Raw genomic sequence first — 21559 nt, 5'->3', positions numbered from 1 at the left:
ACACTGCTATGGCTTTGAGTTAGAATATATCCTTTGTGCGTAACTCCTGACTTTTATGTATAGGTCACAATTAATTAAGGTATATGAGCAGCTTTCGCAGCTACACGTAATCGTACGCCTTTTCGTAAAGCGATCTACGTTGAGGTTTTTCAAGTGGTTTCTCCCAATCTCGTAAATCGTCCTTGCGTAAATCGTCAGGAAGTGGTGTAGTGTCTTTACTATCCAACCTCAATGACGAAGGAAAGATCGACATGATACAAAGATCAGGAGTTACAACGCTTACTCCACCAGTAAGCAAGCAAGATCACGTGTTGGGACCAGAGAGCGCCCCTGTGACTTTAGTAGAATACGGAGATTATGAGTGTCCATATTGTGGCATGGCCCATCTCACTGTTAAAGAGGTTCTACAACTATTAGGAGATCAGCTACGCTTAGTCTTTCGTCATTTCCCACTCATCCAGATCCATCCCCATGCCGAGCGGGCTGCGGAAGCGGCGGAAGCCGCTGGCGCCCAGGGTAAGTTCTGGGCAATGCATGATACCCTCTTCGAGCATCAGCGGGCCCTCGATGATACGCATTTAGTCCTCTACGCAACCGCACTTGACCTCGATAAGGATAGGTTCGTGAGGGAACTGGCTGAGCACAAGTATGCAGATCGCGTGATCAAGGATCTCCTAAGCGGAGCGAGAAGTGGTGTAAACGGCACACCCACCTTCTTCATTAATGGTCTACGTTACGAAGGTGTTTATGATCTTCAAACTCTCTTGGCGGCGATCAATGCCGTCGTATAGACGTGAAAGTGCATTAATTGCAATAGGGGAGACGTGTTATGTGTTGTGTAGTGGTAAATGTGGATAGGAATAAGAACCAGGTTTAAGCCTGGTTCTTATTCCTATCTTTTTCCTTTTTCTCTTTGATCTTTTTTATCCTCCAACGCTGTTCGTCGATTTCTTCCCGAATGGTTCTAGCGAGCTTTTCAGCCTCGCGAAATGTCACTTCCATGCCTTCCACGTCATGTTCAGCGGATGCGAACATGTCTTCGGAAGGAGGCCCTTGAGTCATCAATTTGATATTTGTTTCTAGCGAATCAACTGTATCCGCGTATTGTGCTAGAGTATTAACGATAGCTTGTATTTTTTGTAAGTTGATCAATGCGTAGTTCATCTGTCTCAACTCCCTTCTATCACCAGCCTATGCAAAAGAAAAAACACTGGGATTGACAGCAGCAAAATACAGTTGTTAATAACGATTGCCCCGTTTTTGTAGGAAGTTCACACTGGAAGAAGAAAGCTCTTGGCTTTTTCTCCATAAAAAATACAATGCATCATTTGTTAACACAGCGTATAGAAAGATGTTCATTCATTTCGTAAAAGATGGCTACGCTGAATGAGCGAAAGCAGAATGGGACTTCAAGTGGACAAGGGTTACCAGCATAACGATTGCAGCGCTATATCAAAGCAGAAACGATCTAAGATTGTTGCGCCAATGAGTTTACTCAAGGCCGCCGTCACATCAATCGCCGATGGCATTATTATTTGTGACCCTGATAATATGATTGTGCTAATCAATCCTGCAGCGCTGGCAATGTTTGAAATTTCTGGAGAAACATCCTATCTCGGAACAGACTATAACCACTTCCTCTCCCATTATGTCATTCATAATGAAGATCAATGTCCAACTACATTGGTACAAGATCAAACCTCTGACGCTGGTGACGTGCACACTATATCTATCAAAACTCCTTCAGGGCGGAAGGCATATGTGCAAGTTCGTTCTGTGCCTATTTTCGATCAGAGGAAGCAAAAGATCGATCAGAGGAAGCAAAAGAGAGGAATGATCCACGTCTTTCACGATGTGACAGAGCTTCGTCAAAAAGAACTACACTATCAAAAAAGCAATCAATCCCTGCAGGCGTTGCTTTCTTTGCTCACTGCAATCACCTATCTTCCTACCATTGTTGATCTTCTCCCACGCGAGGAGCAAGGGCCGTTCCTGCTTCCTCCAAGTATGCATTACATTGGACAGCAATTGACTAATCTGGTGCTTCAGATACTACGCTGTAAGTTGGTTATGCTTCTCTCTCTTAGGCCGCCTGAGAATCATCTCTATTACGTTGCTGTGAGCGGACTGGAGCCGGAGCAGGAACAGATTCGGCGCGAGAACAGTGGGCGTTACACTCTTGCTGACTTCTATGACGAGCAGATTAGAGCCAAACTATATTCAGGTGAGGTTGTCATTTTGCCATACTCGCGTATTCATCTCCCATTTTATGAGCGCTCTGATAGGAATGGCTTGTTGACACTGCATGTCCCCCTTTTTGTTGACAAGCAGTTAGCGGGGATTTTGCTTATAGCCAGAAGCGATTCTGACAACGCCTATACTCCTGAAGAGATCACGTTAGCGAAATCTGTTGCAACTTTGATAGTATTTGTGATTGAGTGTGTCAGTGCGTTGAATCAACTGAATGGAACGCGTGGCAAAGCACTCATGCGCCAGGAAGCAGATAAAATCATTAATGAATTTCTGTATCTTGCCAGCCATGAATTAAGAACGCCTCTAACCGCCATTATCGGCAATCTCCAGTTAGCTCTGCATCGTTTAGATGTTTTACAACGTCAAGCTAGGGATCATCCAGAGATACTCGCGCAGAGATTGGAGTACTTTCGCCAGCCCTTAGAGCAAGCTGCGCAAAGTGCGCGTTTGCAAGAGTGGATGATTCAAAATATGCTAGATGATGTTAGTATTCAGACACATACACTTACGTTACACATGAGGCGATGCGATCTGAGCCAGATTGTTCAAGAAACTGTGCGAGAGCAGCAGGAGCGGATACTAGATCATAAGATTCTTCTAGAAATTACGCCTACTAGCGAAGTCATCCCCGTTATCGCTGACGAGAAAAGTATTCGTCGGGTGCTTCTCATTTACCTGAAGAATGCCCTTACCTATTCACCAAGAGATTGCCCCGTGCGTACTCAAGTCGTGAGAGAGGGCGCATTGGCACGTGTTTCAGTACATAGTCACGGGGCTGGCATTTCGCTACAGGAGCAAGAGCACGTATGGGATCGATTTTATCGCACGCAGGGGGTTGCGGTACAACATGAATTAGATCTTAGCCTAGGTCTAGAACTCTACATTTGCAAGGCCTTTATTGAGTATCATCATGGGCACGTTGGCATGCAAAGTGATCCAGGTCATGGCACAACATTCTGGTTTATACTGCCAATCGTCGAGTCTTCTGCTGATAAACTGGATCCGTCCCACTAGAAAAGCCTCCTATGATAGGAGATAGTTGGAGCGAGCTTGGAGAATAGCTTGCTCCAACTATCATTGAGTAGTAAATGAGTAGTGTATATGAGGAGGCATTGTCGCTCTCTAGCCTCTTAAGACTTGGTAGTGTTCCCCTAGTGGGTCAACTGCCAATTGGCTTACAAACTTGCATGGCTGCTCCAGAACCGGCTAACCGCCGCAGGCGAGCGCGTTCACGACGCTTGCGGCGCTTGCCATTCCAGACAAAGAGCGTAGGATCAGCATTCCAGCCGGCCACGGCTTGCTCCAACCACTCGATGACCTGCTGAGCCGTCTGGGGATGTTGGGCCGCGAGGGCGCGGCGCACAATGATGCGTTGCAGCGACTCGCCCATATTCAGCCACGACCCCCCAATGGGCGTGTAGAGCGGCATCACTCCATGCTCGAAGAACCAACGCACCAGATCATACGAGAGGTGCCCCGCCAGATTATCCAGCACGAGCACGATGCGTAAGGGGGGCTCGGGATTGTGTGGGGGATAACCCAGCCACGTTTCCCAGCGTGCGCAGGTCGGGCGCTGCTCTTCAGGAGGCAGTTCTGCTCGTGGGTGGATCTTCTCGATCTCGGCTAACACCTGCGTGAGTTGCTCGGTGAGCCAGGGATGCAACACTGCGTTGGGAGCCGAGAGCACCCCTTTAGCGCGGATTTCTCCAGTGGCGGGCCGCGCAGAGCGTCAAGAGTTTGGCGGTGTCTCCCCGCTCATACTCATGTGGCTGTCTCGCGGGATGTCCTTCGCGTTGCCAGGAGGCCCCAGGCTGGGGAATGGCCTGATAGGGGCCAGCTTCGTCTTCATTGAGTTGGACAATCCCATCCGCTTCTGCGTGCTCGCACGCCAATTCAATCAGTCTTTTTTTCCGGCGTTTCCTGGTCGTAGACCGTCACGGTCCCGCTTTTGCGCTGGCGGGACAGTGTAGAGAGGTTCCCAGCGCTGAAAGAACTCCCGCGCCTGCAACCCGGCAAAAAACGCCTCATCTTGTTCGCCCCAGGGCGTGCTCGTATTGAGGTGCAACAAGATGACACGGGGGTTAAGATACTCCGTCTGCATCCCTGGTGCAAGATTACGAAACCTTTTCGGGAAGAGATAAATGTGGCTCATATGCACACCCATAATAGGCACAGACTCGCTCAGCGAGGTGGTGAGCCGAAAGCAGCCCATTGGTTTCGGCCACATTGCGTTTGCCATGCACCCACTTGGGCTCAATTGGATTGAGCCAGGGACTTTTGGTGGGCAGTTGGAAAGGCAAAATCCGTACCCCTTCGTCCGTTTGTTTGACAGCGAGGTTGTGTTTTCTGATCCAGGTGCGCACTCTCGCGGCTTTCATGCCAGGAGGCGTTGTCCCAGATGAGGAGCCACTGACGTTTGCCTTGTGCGGCCAATTGCTGACAACACCAGTCCAGAAACTGGATGGTGATCTCACTCACCGGGCGTCCTGTGACAAAACGAAGCCACATCTGCTCTCGCACGGGTTCCTCCGTGGTTCCGTTTTGCCAGAGGACACCATAGCAAGCCAATGCTTTTGGGTCAGGGTCATTCTTTTGCCAGGATTGCTCAACCAAACGGACTGGGTACTCTGGATCTTGCCAGGTGTGAAGGCGTGGAAGAGCAAATCGGCTCCACCAGACCTCGTCGAGGAAGCCAATGGCCCAATCAGAGCGGGGTTGAGCGTACGCGATCAAGCGGTCACGAGCCTTTTTTTTCGTGCATACTGCGGATCGGGGCTGGTAATCCAGTGCTTGGCTCGTTTCCAACTGACGCCCAAGCGCTTGAGCGCGCGGCGGACACTGGCAGCAGTGGTCGGGGCAGCTACGAGTCCTTGTGACAAGCAGATTTGCGCCACCAGTGGGAGAGACCAGAGATTGCGCTCGATACCAAAATCGCGCGGGCTGCGATGGAGCAGATCGCGCAAGGCTGGCAGATTCTCGTCGGCAATGCTGGTGCGTAGCCGATGAGGGCGACAGGACTCCTTCTTGAGCACGTCGAGCCCCTGCTCGTTGAAGTCTTTGATCACATTGCGCACTGTCTGGTCGTCGCAGCCCAGCTGCCGCGCAATGGCGATGGCTCGCTCTCCACGGGCTGAAGCCAGAAGGATCTGGCAACGGCGTAGCACAAAGGCTGAGCCGGAGCGTAAGTGAGCCTCGATATGGGCTCGCTCGGATTCGGTGAGTGGTCGAATGAAAATGGGTTGCATACCTTCTCATATCGGCTACTTTCCTACTTTCTTTTGGACGATTGCACTGGGTAGTGCGATCGTGCCTCCCACTGTACGGAGTATCCCCCAATCGCTTGTTCGGAAGTTCTCCAGGCGCACGGCGCGCGGTATTGTCAACTTGCTGAGTGGCTCCAATTTCTGATAGACTCACATTCATGAAAACACAAGCACCTGCATCCCTCTACAAAGGCTTTCGCTTCCCGGCTGAGATTATTGTCCATTGCATCTGGTTGTACTTCCGCTTCTCCTTGAGTTTCCGTGATGTTGAAGAGATTATGGCAGAGCGTGGGGTGGCGTTGACCTACGAAACCATCAGGCAGTGGTGTTTGAAATTTGGCCAGACGTATGCCAATGAACTGAAACGTCGTCGCCCAAAAACGGGTGACAAGTGGCACCTGGATGAAGTGTATCTCAAGATCAATGGCAAGATTCATTATCTGTGGAGAGCTGTTGATCAGTATGGAAATGTCCTGGATATCCTGGTGCAAAGCCGACGGAACAAACAAGCAGCCAAGAAATTTTTCCGGAAACTGCTCAAGGGCTTGCCATACGTGCCACGGGTGATCATCACTGACAAACTGGCCAGCTACGCTGCAGCGAAGAAGGAGATCCTGCAAAGTGTAGAACATCGTCAGCACAAAGGACTCAACAATTGCGCAGAGCGTTCGCACCAACCAACTCGGCAACGCGAGCGAACCATGCGACGCTTCAAATCCCCAGGACAGGCCCAACGGTTTCTCTCAGCATTTGGGCCGATCCTGGATCACTTTCGTCTGAAACGGCATCGCCTCACTGCCAGAGATTACCGTGCCCTCATACGGGATCGCTTCCTGGCGTGGAACGAGGTGACCAATGGGAAAACTGTCGCCTAACCCCACACCATCCTCTCCAATATTCCGCTTCTTTCCTCCTCCTTCTCCCTTTTCTTCAAAAAGCTCTTCTATTTCCTCGTTAAGTTGACAATACCCATCGGACCCCTCGTCGAGAAGAATATCCTCAATGTGTTTCTCGCACTCAAGTCCACCATCTGTACGCATCTGCAGATCGAACCCGCCGCCTATGACCGCGTGTTGGAGACCCTTCCACAAGAATGGCGCCAGTACTATACCTATCTTCGCTGCTGCCTCATCTTCGCCCAGGTGCTTCGCTGACACAAAGGCTCTGCCCCTCTCTCTCGATGGGGCTTGCACGTCGTCCAACACAAGCAGAGTGCCGCTCACCATGGCTGGCACACGACACAAAACCAAGTAGGGAGGGGCCGCGTGCTCCTTTCAGCAGGGGACGCGCATCTTCCATCTCCACAGACAAGGAAAGAGAGCAAGAGGAGGAGATGCGACAAGGAAGAACGAGGGCTTTTGCGTTGCTCACCGCGCTAGGTGATCAGTGAAGGGCGAGCCCTGCTAGCGCATGAGGTGATCTTTGCTCCTGGAGAGGCAGAAGCGTGGTTGCCTGAACATATCTATCCAGAAACAGGCATGCCGAGGAACACACCTGCACGACATTCTCTAGAGAGTAAAGCCTGGCCGCTTCAGTCCCCGCCGTTTCCCGCTCGTATTGGCCTCGGTGGGCAAAGAAGTCAGCCGCGCTGTGCAGGTGCGCGTGACGCGCCCACCACCACCATTGGTCAGAAAACGTGCGGCCAGCAGACAATGCCTTGAGCCCCAATACTCGCCCTTGGATTTGCCGTGCCACGAGCAGAGGAGTCAACCGAAGATCCCTGGGCCCATTTGCCGGTTGTTCGCCATCATAGACGTGCGCGAGGCTATCGGCCAGCGCTTCCACACTCCCATTCTCAGACAGCAACCACTCCTCGACGCAGCGCTGCGCCTCGCGCTTCTCATAGCTCCCGTCAGTATTCCCGATAAGGCGCACCAGGTGCCGCACACTCGGTCTAACCTCCCGCACGCGAGTAGGATAGCGGAGTCGAACCACGTCTCCCTCGCGCGCTTCACCTGCTCCAGGCTCACACCATATCCCTCCCCCAGTACATCCAAACCCAGACGGGGATATTGCATTGCGGCGCCAGTGACGTCAGCTTCTGCTCCCGCTTCATGCGACAGAGCGTACATAACAATTCCACCTGCTGCCGCGACCACCACCCGCAACTCCTTTCTTCCTCCCTCGCCCTTTCCGACGGCTCACCGCCATCACACCAGACTTCTGCCACTCCTCAAAGAGACTGCCGTAAATCACCAGTCCCCGCCGGCCAACCTCCGCAAACAGCTCCTCTTTGCTTGATAAAACCGTCCTGGGAGCGGCCTCCTACACTCGACGGTTGTAAATTGGGAAAGAGAGCGGAATCGACATCAGATACAAACGTTGAATGAGAGAGTACGTCCCATGAGGGCCTCTTCTGTTCGTCATACTTTTCCAATCTCATAAAGCATACAGAAAAATGAGATTCGTTTATCTCTTGACAAGCCCTATTCATTCGTGACATGATGGAATGAGAAAGAAGAGCAATCCTGCTTTGTCTTTCACCAGGAACAGCTTCGGCACTTCCCTGCTTCTGTTTTCCCCAGTAAATGCCACTGGACATCCCCTCGCTCGATTTGACGAGGAGCAAGAGATGCGACTACGATGGTTTGATCTCTCAGCAACCACACGCACCCCTTACTTACATCCAACAGGAAAAGGACTACCATAGAAACACGATTCTATCCGACCCAGGAGATCACTATTCCACCGATTGCCCAAGCGCTTGTGGTTGAGTACCAGGCACAGGGGTACGAGGCACAACAATTTGGTGATGTCAACCAGACCACCATTCAACTGAAGAAGGAAAGCACCTTGAGAACCATCACAGGCTTTGATAAGGCACTCGCGATTTCCTTCCAGCGTGTCAACGGTGGGCTGCTCGTGAAAGTAGGAGCACAGACCTGGGTCGATCAGATTGCAATAGGAGCGGTTGGGCTAGCCATCCACCCTCTGCTGATTACAGCAGCAGTAGAGCCATCCAGCAAAATACGGCCTTACACAATGTGCTCAATTCGATTGACCAACACATCCGGCACCAACAGCCGCAAGCCCAGGTCGGGGAACCTCCGACACCCCTGGTGCAGAGAGATGACAGGGAGCTCCTCCTGAAAACGGGAAACCGACATGCACAAACGAAAGGAGGAGCGCAATTGCTAGGGCCCGAGAGGTGAGGGCGGTGAGGCAAAGCAGGAATCATTGCCGCTTGCCCCATCCGGCCCCGCTACGCGCGCGAACAATTGGTGTCCCTCTATTCGTTGAGAGCCCTCAGTGATGACGGTCCGACGCCTGCTCATGGCAGAACACTTCGTAGCGAACTGCCGAGAACAGGAGCAAATCGTGAGTCATGAAAGAGACACTGGGACGAATGCTTTGTTCCTCGATGTCCTCCCCTCTCCTGTGTGATCACTGAGTGAGGAAGACACCTCATGGGGCGCGCCTACTCGCCGCATACTCACATATTATTGGAAATGGTGCTGGACAGGAAAAGTGTCCTGTCAACGGGAGAACAAGGAGCATTGTTATGACACAGACCGATCCAAAGACCCCACGAGCAGACCAGTTTCAAAGAGACCGTGAAACTCCTCACGGTCGTTCAAGAAAGGAGACACAAACATGATGAGCATGATGACCCGTTCCCCAAATACTATCCTCGTCCGTATCGCCGCAATAGCCGTCGCCGCCCTGACACTCGTCTTGGCGTCCGCTCCCTTTGCCCAGGCCGCAGGCCTTCCGAATTGCGGTGTTACCGGGACGACACCCTGCTTCGAGAAGGTCTGGGTGGACGGACACCAGTTCAAGATGACGTTTATCAACCTCACCCCCCCGCCAACCACCGCGCCAACGACCAACTTCTACGTAATAGCGCCACAGACCGGCACCCCCCAGGGCGCAGGTCCCTTCTCTCCCTTCCTGCACGACCACGTCACAGACACGCCAACCCATGAAGAGAACCATGGCGACTTCAACGTTCGGTATCACGGCTTCCTCGTCTTCTGCAGTGCTCAGGGCATCTCTAGCGGTGCCTGCGTGCCTACGATGACCTCGATAGGTGGGGGAATCGTACCCCTTGCCAAGACGGTAAACGGGCATAGGCTGACATCGGTCGACCAAATAAAGTTAGCCGCAAACTCCGGGCTCCTCATACTGATCGACATGGGGGGAGAGTTCATCGCCAGAATTAACCCCGACAAGTAGCCAGCCTCGATGCCGAGGCGGCAGTGGTTGCCCCACCCGCTGCCAGCGGGTGGCCTGCTCGGCGGAGGGCACTGATGGAGCACTCGATAGGCGCTCACCAATCCACACAAGGAGAACGACATGATCATCACCGACCAAACCACAGCAACGAAACGAGTCCCGATGGACTCACTGAGGAAGACCGCACTTGTCGCGGGCGCGCTCTACCTGCTCAGCTTTGTCTCGATCCCGACCCTCTTTCTCTACGTTCCGGTGCATGATCCGAAGTACATCGTCGGGCCTGGCCCGGATACTGGCGTTATTTTCGGCGCCATCCTGGAGATGATCGTGGCCCTCGCCGGCATCGGCACCGCCGTCGCGCTGTACCCAGTGGTCAAGAGGCAGAACGAAGGGGTCGCGATGGGCTTCGTCGGCACGCGAGTCCTGGAAGGCGGCGCCATCCTCGCTGGCGTCGCGTGCCTCCTGGCGGTCGTGACCTTGCGGCAGGCCGGAGCCGGAGCAGATGCTTTGGTCACCGGCCATGCGCTGGTCGCCCTGTATGACCGGATTTTCCTCCTCAGCCAAAGCTTCATTCCTGCCGTGAACGCCTTGTTGCTGGGCTCCCTGTTGTACCAGTCGCGCTTGGTGCCGCGGGTTCTTCCCCTGCTCGGACTCATCGGAGCGCCCCTTCTGGTTGCTAGCGACCTCGCCGTGCTGTTCGGTCTCATCGGGCAGCATGCCCCTCTGGCAGGGCTGTTCGCACTCCCGATCGCGCTATGGGAGTTTTCCCTGGGCGTCTGGCTGGTCGTCAAAGGCTTTAAGCCCTCACCCATCACTCGGTCGATGTGACGAGGAGCCAGAGTGTAAATCCCAACGTGAAATAATGCCACTCGCTGGAAGTGAGGGCACGAAGGAGGAGCAATTATGGAACAGGCGATGTATCCCGTCCAGTTCTCGGTCGACTACCCAGATCGACCGCTTGGCCGGCTGACCACATTCTTCCGCATCTTCATAGTCATCTCTATCGCGATCGTGCTGGGGGCCGTGGCCGGGGCAACCTGGCAATGGACGTCGAACGGTAGCACTGCAGCGGTCGCGGCCAGTGCTGGCGGTCTGCTGTTCTTCGGTCCCCTGCTGATGATCGTGTTTCGGCGGAAGTACCCAGCTGGTAATTCGACTGGAACCTCGAACTGCAGCGGTTGAGCAACCGGGTGGGTGCTTACCTAGTGATTAGTCCAAATTGGAATTGACAGGAGTGAGATACTGATGGAAAAGCAAGGAGCCCGCCATGAAGCATCCCATTCCCGTCGCGTTGTCCGAATCCGATCGCGCCTCGCTGCAAACCTTCATCCATGCAGGCAAAGCCAATGCTCGCACGTTTACCCGGGCACGCGTCTTGCTCAAAGCTGCTGAAGGCTGGACCGACCAACAGATCTGTGACGCCTTCGATATCAGCCGCAATACCTCCATTCGTGTTCGACAGTTGTACCTACAAGGAGGACTCGAAGCGGTTCTGCACGACAAGCGGCAGCAGCGCCATCGGCAGGCACTCACGGGAGGACAAGCCGCCCATTTGATTGCCATTGCGTGCAGTCCAGTTCCTGATGGACATGACCATTGGACGCTGCGCTTGCTGGCAGGCAAAGTCGTTGAACTGGGCTTTGTCGAATCGATCTCGCCAGAAACCATTCGCCAGCTCCTGAAAAAAACGAACTCAAACCCTGGCAACACGAGCACTGGTGCATTCCAACGGTAGGAGCCGAGTTTGTCGCGGCCATGGAAGACGTCCTCGATCTGTACGAGGAAGACTACGATCCACGCTATCCAACCGTTTGTTTTGACGAGAAACTGGTGGCCCCAGAGGCCGACGTGCGGCCTCCTCTGCCGATGGAACCAGGGCACGTTGAACGCATCGATTATGAGTATGAGCGTTTGGGCACCGCCAATTTGTTTTTCTTTGTCGAGCCGCTTGCGGGCTGGCGTCACGTCGAGATGACCCAGCGGCGGACGAAGATTGATTATGCGCACTGCATCCGATGGTTGGTCGATGAGGTCTATCCGCACGCCGAGTACATTCGCCTCGTGCAGGATAATCTTAATACCCATACCGCAGCGGCTCTCTACGAAGCCTTTGAGCCCGCAGAGGCCAGGCGCATTTTGCAGCGGGTGGAGTTTCATTACACGCCCAAACATGGAAGTTGGCTCAACATGGCAGAAATTGAGATCGGTATCTTTGCTCGTGGCTGCCTCTCGCGTCGAGTGCGAAGTCTGACGGAGTTGCGCCAGCGCATCGCGACATTGCAGGCAGAGCGCAATGCTCTGCGTTGTACCATTTCGTGGCGGTTTACCTGCAACGATGCTCGGGACACGCTCCATGATCTCTATCCTGCCATCAATAACAAACTGGACTGACTACTAGCCCTGATGGACGATCGGTACCCCTCCACCACCGATCACCAGTCCGTGCATCTGGACTATGCTTACCCCGACGCGGAGCGCGAGCTCAACAGGTGGCTTCCTCTGGTGAAGTGGTTCCTAGCTATCCCTCACTACGTGATGCTGTTCTTCCTGAACATTGCGCTGGTCGTGGTGGTGATTATCGCCTGGTTCGCCATCCTGTTCACTGGGCACTATCCCAGGAGGATGTTCGATTTCGTGGAGGGCGTCATCCGTTGGAATAGCCGGGTCGCTGCCTACGCACTCGTCCTGGTCACCGACCAGTACCCACCTTTTCGGTTGAGTTTGTGAGCTGGAGATGGCGTTCAAAGAACGAGAGTATGAGTCGGCGGGCATCCCGGGCTGAGGGTTCGTGGTAGGCATCGACGTACCTTTAGTGAGCCTTCTCGCCGAATACTCACGTCGTATTGGAAATGCTGCTGGACAGGAAAAGTGACCTGGCAGCAGTAGAAAGAGCAGCATAGTTATGACACAGACCGATCCAAAGACCCCACGAGCAGACCAGTTTCAAGGAGACCGTGAAGCGTTTCAGGTCGCGAGTGGAGCCACCATGAAAGCAATTGTACACACACACTACGGATCACCGGATGTTCTTCAGCTCAAAGAGGTAGAAAGACCTACTCCCCAGGACCATGAAGTCCTGGTACAAGTTCATGCGGCATCCGTCAATGCAGCTGACTGGCATCTCCTGAGAGGGAAACCGTTCTTGATGCGCCTCATGGGCTTTGGGCTTCTCAAACCAAAAAACAAGATACTCGGAGCTGCCATGGCGGGGCGAGTGGAAGCGGTTGGCAGGAACGTCACGCAGCTTCAGCCAGGTGATGAGATATTCGGGGATTTGACTACGTGTGGTTGGGGCACTTTTGCCGAGTATGTGTGTGCTCGTGAAGATGCAGTGGCGTTGAAACCAGCCAATGTGACATTCGAGCAAGCAGCGGCTGTCCCTCTCGCGGCCGTCACCGCCCTGCAGGGTCTTCGCGCTAAAGGACAGATAAAGCCAGGACAAAAGGTGTTGATTCATGGTGCGGGTGGTGGTGTGGGGACGTTTGCGGTGCAGATTGCCAAATCGTTCGGGGCTGAAGTGACTGGCGTGTGCAGCACGAGGAATGTGGACATGGTGCACTCGATTGGGGCAGACCAGGTCATTGATTACACCCAGGAAGATTTCACCAAAAATGGGCAGCGGTATGATCTGATTCTGGCCGTGAACGGATATCATTCGATTTTAGAGTATAGGCGTGCATTAAGCCCTAGGGGAATGTATGTCATGGTCGGAGGTTCCAATGCTCATTTATTCCAAGCCATGCTCCTGGGGCCATTGATTTCAATGATTGGGAGACAGAAAATGGGTTCCATGGGGGTGGCGAAACCAAACCAGAAGGATTTGGTTTTCATGAAAGAGCTTCTTGAAGCTGGAAAAGTCTTCCCGGTGATCGATAGACGTTACCCGTTACGTGAGACTGCTGAGGCTATCCGGTATCTTGAAAAAGGACACGCCCAAGGAAAAGTCGTTATCACAGTGGCATAAATTGAACGCGCCCACCGTTCTCCGCGTGAGTTGCTGACCATTGCTCCTCCCTGTCTTTCTTCCAAAAGAATACCAATGTACAAGGCGTCGATGGAAGAAGCCACATGTTGGGCATTCTTCACCCTTGACCATCAAGACTGAGCGTGTTGGCCTTCGTTTTGAGCGCACATCAATGCTTCCTGTCCCAGTCTTGGCAGGCATACTTGAGGTTTGCCAAAAGCCCTGATGATGCGTTGACAGAGAGCTCCCTCTTGCTGCTACCTGACCCGATCGCGGCGGGTGTCCAGAAGGCGGTCGCTCTCACCACAGGCGTTTGATGGAAGAAAGTAGGTATGCGATGTCTCAAGAAAACATCGCAGCAGAACGTGAAGAAGGAGAACACGCATGACACAAACGAAAACACAAACCACTTCACCCAAAGGCATGATGAAGGAGGAGACACACATGAAAGCGATTGTTTCTCACACACATGGTTCACCCGATGTTCTTGAACGAAAAGAGGAAGGCATGAACCCAAGCAGAAGAACCGCCGTGCTCGTGGGAGCGCTGTTTCTCATTTCGACCGCGACATTCATCCTCAGCAATGCGCTGATCACACCACTCCTGGGCTCCCACAACTTCCTGGCCGAGGTCAGCGACCACTCGCAGCTCATGATCGCAGCAACGCTGATTGGGCTCATCGAAGGGACCGCCACCGTCGGAATCACAGTCGCGCTGTATCCGATCCTGAAACAGCAGCATCCGGCGCTCGCTCTTGGCTACGCGGGCATGAGGATTGCGGAACTCGCCATAGCTGTCGTCGGTTTTGGTCTCGGTGGGCTCTTGCTGGTGACCCTGAGTACAACGACCGCAAACGGGGCGAATAGTGAAACGCTCGGCACCCTTCTCGTCGCGTTGCGCCACTGGACACTGATGCTCGTCTACCTTTACACCGCCGTCGGCGGCTTGATGCTTAGCTACATGCTGCTCAGGACCAGGCTCGTTCCCCGAGGGCTGTCGGTGCTCGGTCTCATCGGCTACGTGGCGTTGCTGCTGGTAGCGGTGCTGGACATGCTGGGCCTCATCGACACGGTGGCTGGCCTGGGACTGGTCGGGCTCGTTCCCGGAGGCCTGTTCGAACTCCTCCTGCCGATCTGGCTCTTCGCGAGGGGATTCAACGTGACCGCCAGTGACAGAATGCCCGTCGCACGGTAGCGGCGAAGTTCGGTATGCAAGGCCCGCGTCAATAACCTTATTGGCGCGGGCCGTCTGGGTCAGGATGATGCCCACGAGCACAATGGCCGCCCCGATGATCTGGACCAGGTTCAAGCCCGAGCCTCGCCACAGCCAGGCGACCAGGAAGGAGAAGATCACCTCAGACTCGGCGTCTATCAAGTGTCTGGCATTCTTTTCGCTGCATCAGTATTTGAAACGGTGAAAGGTCATGACAGCGCCATCCGCAAGTATCGGTGTCTGACCGTCAGTCTGAATCACGATATCATCGACGGCGTGCCAGTCGCAGGCTTCGTTACGCGGCTGAAAGAACTGATTGAGAGCGGTTTTGGGCTGCTTGACCAGGAGATCATGGCAGAGCAGGCCAGCACGTCACCGGTGGTGCGGATGAAAGAGAGCTATGAAAGGATCGCATCATGCCAACAGTGAATAGCAGTATGCAAGGGAAGATCTGCATGGTGACCGGCGCCAATTCAGGTATCGGGAAAGCAACCGCGCTGGCGCTGGCACAGATGGGTGCAACCGTCGTCATGGTCTGCCGGGACCGTGCCAGAGGCGAGGAAGCCAGAAGCGAGATCACCACGAAAAGCAGGAATAACACGGTTGATCTCCTGCAAGCAGACCTGTCATCGCAACAGTCCATACGACAACTCGTCGAGAACTTTCAGCACCACTACACGCACCTGCATGTGCTGATCAATAATGCGGGAGCGGCCTTCACTGGACGGCGGCGAGAAACCATGGATGGATTGGAGATGACGTTCGCCGTGAACTATCTGGCACCTTTCCTGTTGACCCATTTGCTGCTCAATGTGCTCAAAGCCAGCGCGCCAGCACGGATTGTCAATGTCAGTTCTAATTCGCATGAAGCGGGCTATATTCAGCTGGATGATTTGCAGGCGGAACACCACAGGTCCATGCGTGCCTACGAGCAATCCAAGCTTGCTGTGGTGCTGTTCACCTATGAACTAGCACGCAGACTGCAGGGAACAGGGGTGACGGCCAACTGCCTGCATCCTGGCTTCGTGGCGACGCATATCGGGCAGAGGGATGTAGGGCCCGCTGTTCGCCTTCTCGTGAAGGGGATCGGGAGCTTTGGCACGAGCCCGCAAGAGGGGGCGAAAACATCGATCTACCTGGCCTCCTCACCCCAGGTGGAAGGCGTCACCGGCCAATACTTTGTGAAGAGCATTCCCAAGCGGTCAGCCTCAATCTCCTATGACGAGTCGCTCCAGCGACAAATGTGGGAGCAGAGCGCAAAGCTGGTGAACGTGTAGGTTCCCCTGCTCAGCAGTACGCAAAGAGACCTCTCTGCTTTACTGCATGAAGTCAAAGAAGCACTCCCCGTACCGATCCGAGGGGTGATCTCTGACGGCCAGAAGACGATTCGTAAGGCGATTGCCAGGTGCTTGCCCAGCGGGCCGCAATGCCGAGTATTTCTGCCCTCCTGGGCCCTCGGGCCTCGCAATTCAATTTTGCGCAAAGAATAGAGCGCCCACTATTCATCGTCAAATAACGGATCAGGCACAGCTTTGAGCGCTTCAAAGAGTTGGAGTGTATTTTCTATTTGAGCTTGAGCAATAAGAACCATCAGAAAAACAAGCATATTCTTTATGATACGAATTTAACCGCGTCGTTATGCATCAGGCAGGCGGTTGCGGTTAATTTGGTAACGTGTCTTTTGTATCCAGGTGAAGAGATCGTTGCCATCTACTTTATGGAGACGATGGCGTTCCTGTTCAATGAGGGTCATCGCGCCTCTCGTAAGAGACGTTGTCGTTACAATAACTCCTTTCGTGGCTTTGAGCTGATCACGGGTGTACGCCAATTCTTTAATGACGCCAACTTCAACTTTATTGTGTCTTTCATGCTTTTTGGCTTGCCAAATAGACATAAACTCACAGTGAATGGGGTCAGCTTTGATTGCGATGATATCAACCCCATTATGTTTTGAGCCGCGTCCCAATTGAACTTCAAATCCATCCTTGTCCAACAACTCAGCAACGACCTCCTCAAATTGGCACCACTGAAGATCATGCAGGGAGATCTGCTGTGCGCGGAGTTGTTCGAGAAGCGGAACGAGAGAGAATGTTTCGATCGAACAATGCCATCCTGGTGGCGCCAGGCTGTTCGTTACACGCCCAGAGCGCCAGTCCCATGCGCGCCAGCACACCACCACGTCCCTGATCCTCTCCTCCTGCACGTGGGTAACCCACCCTTTCCCGATCTCCAGAGCAGTATCAAGAGTGAGCCAGATCCACGAAGTGAGCAGCTTTTGCCCTCTGGGCGGGCAATTCGCCCCGAAACGAGAGCATCCCTCGTCTTTCATCGAGAACTTCCTAAATATCGTGAGAGAAGTCTCCCAACATATTGAGGCGCAACAAAAAATGCTTCTCACTTCTTCTTAGATTATAAGGTTCCTCGGCCGCTATCTCATCTATAAAATTTCCTGCAAGTCAGCTGTGTTCGCATAATCAACTCCTCAGCAGACACCATTTCAACAGATATATCTCCGATTTTTACCTTACGTTTACGCTGGGCCACAAACTGAAGCAAGACGACAGAGGCCTGGAGAAAGAGTGAGATTGAGGGAGAGAGTATCTTATTACCAGCGAAATATTCTCTGGAGAGGTTGCCATGTCATCAACTCCCTTCCCCGAACAATCCAGGTCCGACGTGCTGTTCCAACTGTTACAGCAATTACTTGCCATGCCAGCTATGGAGGTAAATGAAGTCATATATCAAACCGCACAACTCATCGCCCAGACATTCAACGCGGAAAAGGTCGATGTGTTCCTCTATGATCCCGGGAGCCAGAGCTTAATCGCCTTCGGAACCAGTGTCACGCCGATGGGCATCCACGAAAAGGCGATTGGGCTTGATCGTATTCCCTTAGAGCAAGGCGGGCGCGCCGTAGACGTCTATCAAACTGGGCAGCCGTACCTGACGGGCCAGGCACAGCATGATCCCCACGAACTAGCTGGAATGAAAGAATCGTTGGGAATCAAATCAGAGATTACCGTCCCGCTTTCTGTAGGGACAGAACGTCGAGGCGTGTTGCTCGTCTCCTCCAGCGCGCCCCATGCCTTCCAGGAACCAGATCTGCGTGCGCTGGAATCCGTTGCCAACTGGGTGGGAATGGTCATTCAGCGAGCGGAACTCAGCGAGGACTACGCCAATGAGGTTGCCGATCACGCTCGTCGGATGGAGGCGGAAAAGTTAATGACCATCATGGCCCATGATCTGCACAATTATCTGACTCCCCTCAAAGGACGACTCGATCTCCTGAGGCGGCGTGCCCGGAGAGAGGGGCAGGAGACGCTTGCCCGTGAGCTAGAAGTGATCGATCAGACCACCTTGCGTTTGAATCGCCTGGTGTCCGACCTGATGGATGTGGAGCGCCTCAAGCAAGGGGTGTTTGCCCTCCATCGCCAGCCAGTCGATCTGGTCCAGATCATCGAAGATGTGATCCCCATCTGGAACACGTCAGAGCATCCTATTCGGGTTCAAGCTCCTGCGAGCTTCTTGGCCACGGTAGACCCTGATCGTGTGCAACAAGTGATTGAAAATTTGCTTTCCAATGCGACCACGCATGCGAAACCGAACACCCCGATTCGGTTCAAGATCACCCAGGAGCAGCGCACTGATGGTCTTTGGGCCGTGATCACCATCACAAACCAGGGACAACCCATGTCAACAGAGCAGATCCGATCCTTGTTCCAACCATTTGCGAGAGGAGCGCAGTCGCAGGGGTTAGGCTTGGGACTCTATATCGCTCAGCAGATCGCGCTGGCCCACCAGGGAACGCTGACGGCGCAAACACAAGGGGAAAAGATGACGCAGATGATAATGACGCTTACTCTTCCCTGTGACTTGTCCGTTTCTCCGAAACCATGATGTTTTGGTAGTGACTCTTGAGAGAAGTGGTAAAATAGAGGTCAGGAGGACGAACCATGACACCCATACCATCCCTGCCAGCATGTCCCAACCCTGCATGTGAACAGCCCCACGTCATTCGCAATGGCAGCAGCAAAGGACGACGGCGCTACGAGTGCCGTGGATGTGGCCGCTTCTTTGGTGAAACGGAAGGCACGCCGATGTATCGCCTCCATACGCCAGTAGCCGAGGTGGCCCAGGCGCTCCTGGTCGTGATGCGTCGGGGAAGTCTGCGGGCGGCGGAAGAGATCACGGGCCATAAGTATGAAACGATTGGCGAATGGTTGCGGCGAGCAAGCATGCATGCGGAAGCCTTGACGGCCATCCTCACGCAGGACCTGCACCTCTCGACGGTCGAAATCGACGAGTTTTGGTCCTTCGTGCACAAAAAAACGGAGCCCCCGATGAAGTAGATGCTGGTGAACGCTGGGGATGCCTCGTGCAAGATCGCCCCAGCCGCTTCATTGCCGCCTGCGCTACTGGACGCATTGGTGACGATCTCATCGAGCGAGCGGTCACCCTCACGGTAGTGCGCACGCAGGGTTGCCCATTGCACTGGTGCAGCGATGGCTGGCGGGGGTATGCCGCCATCCTCACTCGAGCCTATCGTCAGCCTCTACGTTCGGGGAAGCTGGTCGGCCCCCACTGGTCGTCCCTCCAGATGTGTGCTTGACGCAGACCATCAAGCATCGTGATGAGCATGGGAAACTGCTCTCCGTTGAGATCCGTGCCGCCTTGGGCGAGGTGATCACCCAACCCGGAACCGTCCATATTGAGCGGGTCAACGGCATGCTCCGCGATCGGCTCAATGCCCTCACCCGCAAGACCCATGCCTTTGCCAAACGGGACGCTACCTGGGATGCCCTGGTCCACCTGCAGCTTTTTGAACACAACTGGATACGCCCTCATCGCGCATTACGTCTCTCAATGCCTGCGGAGTCGCGACGCTATCAGCCACGCACTCCTGCCATGGCCTTGGGACTCACCGACCATCCCTGGTCCTGGATCGCGTTCTTGACCACTTCTCTCTACACCACTCCTCAATAGAGTCACTACCCATTTTGTGATTTGACAATCGATTTGTCCGAACTCTTGACGGATATCCTGTCCAGCACTTGGCTCTACAGGCCAGTTGAGACCTATGCCTAAAATTGTTATTGTTCAGCTTTTGACGCATAAACATGACTGTGGCGCAATTTTTGACAGAATTACTGTCCATTGGTCCATCAGCACGAAAATGCACTGTCCTGTTTGTTTCTGGATGGACTATGAGAACAGCAATTCGTCAAAACCGGACAGGATATGGATCAAAACGACGAAAAGACCACATTTGGTCCGAGCTTAAACATGTGACAGAATGGTTTCATCTCGCATCAGCGATTGTAGCTCTACTGTCTCAAGCAGCTTATCAGGCCAATGGACCACTTTGCTGTTTTGACCCATAAGATGGCTCTGACACAGCTTTGGGGATAAAGTCATCAATATATCTGGGAAGCGATGAGTAAGATTGTCTGCCAGGTGGTTCGTTTTCTCTCAAAAAGGGAGAGAAGGAGAACCATACTGGCATGGAAACACCTCAGTTCTTCCCATTGGGCGAGGGATTGGAGCTAACCCAGATGGAACGGCACGAGGATCAACTCGTGCTCCACGTCACCGCGACCTCGCCGAGCGCTTTGTGTCCGCTGTGTCAGCAGCCAGCGACCCGCCTGCACAGCCGGTATCGTCGGATGGTCAAAGACCTGCCCTGCGCGGGGCAGCAGGTGCAACTGATCCTGTACGTGCGCAAGTTCTTTTGTGGGCTGTGTTGCAAGAAGAAAGCTAATCTGTTAAAGTGAGCGGAAAAGAAGCATAAAGAGGATTCATGATGACAGAGCAGTTCCCTTTTAAAAGGCGTCATTTCCAAGCTGAGATTATTCTGCTGTGTGTTCGGTGGTATTTGCGGTATGCATTGAGTTATCGAGATCTCGAGGAAATCATGCTGGAACGGGGTCTGCACCTTGATCATACAACAATCTACCGTTGGGTTCAGTATTACGCGCCTGAATTGGAGAAGCGCTGTCGCCCTCACCTCAAAACCTGCAACGACTCGTGGAAAGTTGATGAAACGTATATAAAAGTAAAGAAAATGTGGATGTACCTCTACCGCGCCGTAGATTCCCAAGGAAATACGCTTGAGTTTCTTTTGAGCCAAACGCGTGATGCTGAAGCTGCCAAACGCTTCTTCCTCAAAGCCCTTCCAACCTCTGGTTGTTCGATTCATCCTGCTGATCTGGTTAAGGAAAAGGGGATGCGGCAGCCGATGCCAACAGACGACGATGCCAGGAAATTGGCTCCCCGCGTCATCAGCGTGGACAAAAACGCCGCCTATCCCAAAGCTATTGCTGACCTCAAAGCTGCTGGGCTTCTGCCTGAGAGAGTGGAACTGCGGCAGGTGAAATACCTCAACAATCTGATCGAACAAGATCATCGTTTCATCAAACGTCTCGTCAAACCCGGGATGAGCTTCTTTTCTTTTGAGACGGCTGGGCGAACCTTACAAGGATATGAAATCATGAACATGATCAGGAAAGGGCAACTGCAAGGGGTGAAAAAAGGAGATGTGAGAGGGCAGGCCGCGCTGATCGCCAAACTGTTTGGAGTGGCCGCTTAAGAAAGGTTGAGAGGACCGCTCGCGCTCTATTTCTCTTCCTCTTATTTTTGCAACACAACCCTTCCTCCTACGTTGCCTTTGACCCCGACATGCTACACTCCCCCT

27 protein-coding genes and 1 pseudogene are annotated in these 21559 nt (G+C 53.5%); 20 read left to right on the top strand and 8 right to left on the bottom strand.

From position 1 onward, the window contains the following. Positions 1-251: 251 nt before the first annotated feature. On the top strand, positions 252-791 hold the full coding sequence (locus KRAC_RS54685; RefSeq protein ID WP_007921901.1) for a DsbA family protein: 540 nt from the start codon (positions 252-254) through the stop codon (positions 789-791). Positions 792-873: 82 nt separating this feature from the next. Here KRAC_RS54685 and KRAC_RS54680 read toward each other — a convergent pair whose 3' ends face one another. Then, positions 874-1164: a hypothetical protein gene (locus KRAC_RS54680; protein ID WP_007921900.1), complete on the bottom strand. Its 291-nt coding sequence runs from the start codon at positions 1162-1164 to the stop codon at positions 874-876. Between the two features lie 222 nt (positions 1165-1386). On the opposite strand from KRAC_RS54680, the gene KRAC_RS54675 reads away from it, so the two are divergent. Then, positions 1387-3267: a sensor histidine kinase gene (locus tag KRAC_RS54675; RefSeq protein WP_157508254.1), complete on the top strand. Its 1881-nt coding sequence runs from the start codon at positions 1387-1389 to the stop codon at positions 3265-3267. Between the two features lie 145 nt (positions 3268-3412). Here the strand turns inward: KRAC_RS54675 and KRAC_RS54670 are convergent, their stop codons facing one another. Genes KRAC_RS54670 through KRAC_RS74235 form a run of 5 tightly spaced genes read right to left on the bottom strand, consistent with a single transcriptional unit; the run spans position 3413 to position 5498 of the window. After that, entirely contained in the window at positions 3413-3940 is a 528-nt protein-coding gene (locus tag KRAC_RS54670) for a transposase (RefSeq protein ID WP_007921896.1), read from the bottom strand. 4 nt (positions 3941-3944) lie between these two features. Further along, entirely contained in the window at positions 3945-4145 is a 201-nt protein-coding gene (locus KRAC_RS75045; RefSeq protein WP_040448482.1) for a hypothetical protein, read from the bottom strand. Positions 4146-4150: 5 nt separating this feature from the next. Then, complete coding sequence (locus tag KRAC_RS77725) at positions 4151-4492, bottom strand: hypothetical protein (RefSeq protein ID WP_244422610.1); 342 nt, start codon at positions 4490-4492, stop codon at positions 4151-4153. 14 nt (positions 4493-4506) lie between these two features. Then, positions 4507-4986, bottom strand: coding sequence for a hypothetical protein (locus KRAC_RS74240; protein WP_244422345.1), 480 nt, complete (start codon positions 4984-4986; stop codon positions 4507-4509). Then, on the bottom strand, positions 4983-5498 hold the full coding sequence (locus KRAC_RS74235; protein WP_007905169.1) for a helix-turn-helix domain-containing protein: 516 nt from the start codon (positions 5496-5498) through the stop codon (positions 4983-4985). The genes KRAC_RS74240 and KRAC_RS74235 overlap by 4 nt, the downstream gene beginning before the upstream one ends. Positions 5499-5674: 176 nt before the next feature. On the opposite strand from KRAC_RS74235, the gene KRAC_RS54645 reads away from it, so the two are divergent. Beyond that, positions 5675-6391 carry an IS6 family transposase gene (locus KRAC_RS54645; protein ID WP_007921892.1) on the top strand — a complete coding sequence of 239 codons (717 nt, stop codon included), beginning with the start codon at positions 5675-5677 and terminating at the stop codon, positions 6389-6391. 129 nt (positions 6392-6520) lie between these two features. After that, entirely contained in the window at positions 6521-6670 is a 150-nt protein-coding gene (locus KRAC_RS54640; protein WP_157508250.1) for a hypothetical protein, read from the top strand. Positions 6671-6899: 229 nt separating this feature from the next. Here the strand turns inward: KRAC_RS54640 and KRAC_RS73250 are convergent, their stop codons facing one another. After that, on the bottom strand, positions 6900-7403 hold the full coding sequence (locus KRAC_RS73250) for a hypothetical protein (protein ID WP_007921890.1): 504 nt from the start codon (positions 7401-7403) through the stop codon (positions 6900-6902). A 906-nt stretch (positions 7404-8309) separates the two neighbouring features. Here KRAC_RS73250 and KRAC_RS54625 point away from each other — a divergent pair. The 10 genes from KRAC_RS54625 (at position 8310) to KRAC_RS54575 (ending at position 16145) form a co-directional block, all read left to right on the top strand. Beyond that, on the top strand, positions 8310-8606 hold the full coding sequence (locus tag KRAC_RS54625; RefSeq protein ID WP_157508246.1) for a hypothetical protein: 297 nt from the start codon (positions 8310-8312) through the stop codon (positions 8604-8606). Positions 8607-9110: 504 nt separating this feature from the next. Then, complete coding sequence (locus tag KRAC_RS54620; protein ID WP_007921886.1) at positions 9111-9692, top strand: hypothetical protein; 582 nt, start codon at positions 9111-9113, stop codon at positions 9690-9692. A 120-nt stretch (positions 9693-9812) separates the two neighbouring features. Continuing rightward, positions 9813-10520, top strand: a complete 708-nt coding sequence (locus tag KRAC_RS54615) for a DUF4386 domain-containing protein (RefSeq protein ID WP_007921885.1) — start codon at positions 9813-9815, stop codon at positions 10518-10520. A gap of 75 nt (positions 10521-10595) precedes the next feature. Further along, positions 10596-10874, top strand: coding sequence for a hypothetical protein (locus KRAC_RS54610; RefSeq protein WP_007921883.1), 279 nt, complete (start codon positions 10596-10598; stop codon positions 10872-10874). 85 nt (positions 10875-10959) lie between these two features. Next, positions 10960-12083 (top strand): IS630 family transposase gene (locus KRAC_RS70445; RefSeq protein WP_420795783.1). Its coding sequence is split into 2 segments (ribosomal slippage): positions 10960-11374 and positions 11374-12083, totalling 1125 coding nucleotides; the frame shifts between segments, so codons are not numbered across the junction. Positions 12084-12095: 12 nt separating this feature from the next. Next, positions 12096-12419: a DUF4389 domain-containing protein gene (locus KRAC_RS54595; RefSeq protein ID WP_007921880.1), complete on the top strand. Its 324-nt coding sequence runs from the start codon at positions 12096-12098 to the stop codon at positions 12417-12419. Positions 12420-12678: 259 nt separating this feature from the next. After that, on the top strand, positions 12679-13656 hold the full coding sequence (locus tag KRAC_RS54590; protein ID WP_007921877.1) for an NAD(P)-dependent alcohol dehydrogenase: 978 nt from the start codon (positions 12679-12681) through the stop codon (positions 13654-13656). Positions 13657-14040: 384 nt separating this feature from the next. Next, positions 14041-14850 carry a DUF4386 domain-containing protein gene (locus KRAC_RS80560; RefSeq protein ID WP_007921875.1) on the top strand — a complete coding sequence of 270 codons (810 nt, stop codon included), beginning with the start codon at positions 14041-14043 and terminating at the stop codon, positions 14848-14850. 219 nt (positions 14851-15069) lie between these two features. After that, the gene (locus KRAC_RS54580) at positions 15070-15297 is read left to right on the top strand and encodes a hypothetical protein (RefSeq protein ID WP_157508244.1); all 228 of its coding nucleotides are present in this window, start codon (positions 15070-15072) and stop codon (positions 15295-15297) included. Beyond that, entirely contained in the window at positions 15285-16145 is an 861-nt protein-coding gene (locus KRAC_RS54575) for an SDR family oxidoreductase (protein ID WP_007921873.1), read from the top strand. Before KRAC_RS54580 ends, KRAC_RS54575 begins: the two co-directional genes overlap by 13 nt. A gap of 359 nt (positions 16146-16504) precedes the next feature. Here KRAC_RS54575 and KRAC_RS54570 read toward each other — a convergent pair whose 3' ends face one another. Next, entirely contained in the window at positions 16505-17197 is a 693-nt protein-coding gene (locus tag KRAC_RS54570; RefSeq protein WP_007921871.1) for a restriction endonuclease, read from the bottom strand. Positions 17198-17505: 308 nt separating this feature from the next. On the opposite strand from KRAC_RS54570, the gene KRAC_RS54565 reads away from it, so the two are divergent. The 6 genes and pseudogenes from KRAC_RS54565 to KRAC_RS54545 all read left to right on the top strand — a co-directional run bounded on the left by KRAC_RS54565 (position 17506) and on the right by KRAC_RS54545 (position 21454). Next, on the top strand, positions 17506-18765 hold the full coding sequence (locus tag KRAC_RS54565; protein ID WP_007921869.1) for a GAF domain-containing sensor histidine kinase: 1260 nt from the start codon (positions 17506-17508) through the stop codon (positions 18763-18765). 56 nt (positions 18766-18821) lie between these two features. Further along, on the top strand, positions 18822-19217 hold the full coding sequence (locus KRAC_RS54560) for an IS1/IS1595 family N-terminal zinc-binding domain-containing protein (protein WP_007921867.1): 396 nt from the start codon (positions 18822-18824) through the stop codon (positions 19215-19217). A 26-nt stretch (positions 19218-19243) separates the two neighbouring features. Further along, the gene (locus KRAC_RS77715) at positions 19244-19477 is read left to right on the top strand and encodes a hypothetical protein (RefSeq protein WP_244422608.1); all 234 of its coding nucleotides are present in this window, start codon (positions 19244-19246) and stop codon (positions 19475-19477) included. After that, the gene (locus tag KRAC_RS54555; protein WP_420795886.1) at positions 19468-19851 is read left to right on the top strand and encodes a hypothetical protein; all 384 of its coding nucleotides are present in this window, start codon (positions 19468-19470) and stop codon (positions 19849-19851) included. The genes KRAC_RS77715 and KRAC_RS54555 overlap by 10 nt, the downstream gene beginning before the upstream one ends. Before the next feature lie 518 nt (positions 19852-20369). Beyond that, positions 20370-20600: pseudogene (locus KRAC_RS54550) on the top strand (transposase family protein); the annotation flags it as partial. Between the two features lie 68 nt (positions 20601-20668). After that, on the top strand, positions 20669-21454 hold the full coding sequence (locus KRAC_RS54545) for an IS6 family transposase (RefSeq protein ID WP_007921859.1): 786 nt from the start codon (positions 20669-20671) through the stop codon (positions 21452-21454). Positions 21455-21559 lie beyond the last annotated feature (105 nt).

It is taken from the genome of Ktedonobacter racemifer DSM 44963, assembly GCF_000178855.1.
Taxonomy (GTDB): domain Bacteria; phylum Chloroflexota; class Ktedonobacteria; order Ktedonobacterales; family Ktedonobacteraceae; genus Ktedonobacter; species Ktedonobacter racemifer.
The sequence above is the reverse complement of the archived record's forward strand: the minus strand, read 5'-3'. Positions and strand labels throughout refer to the sequence as shown.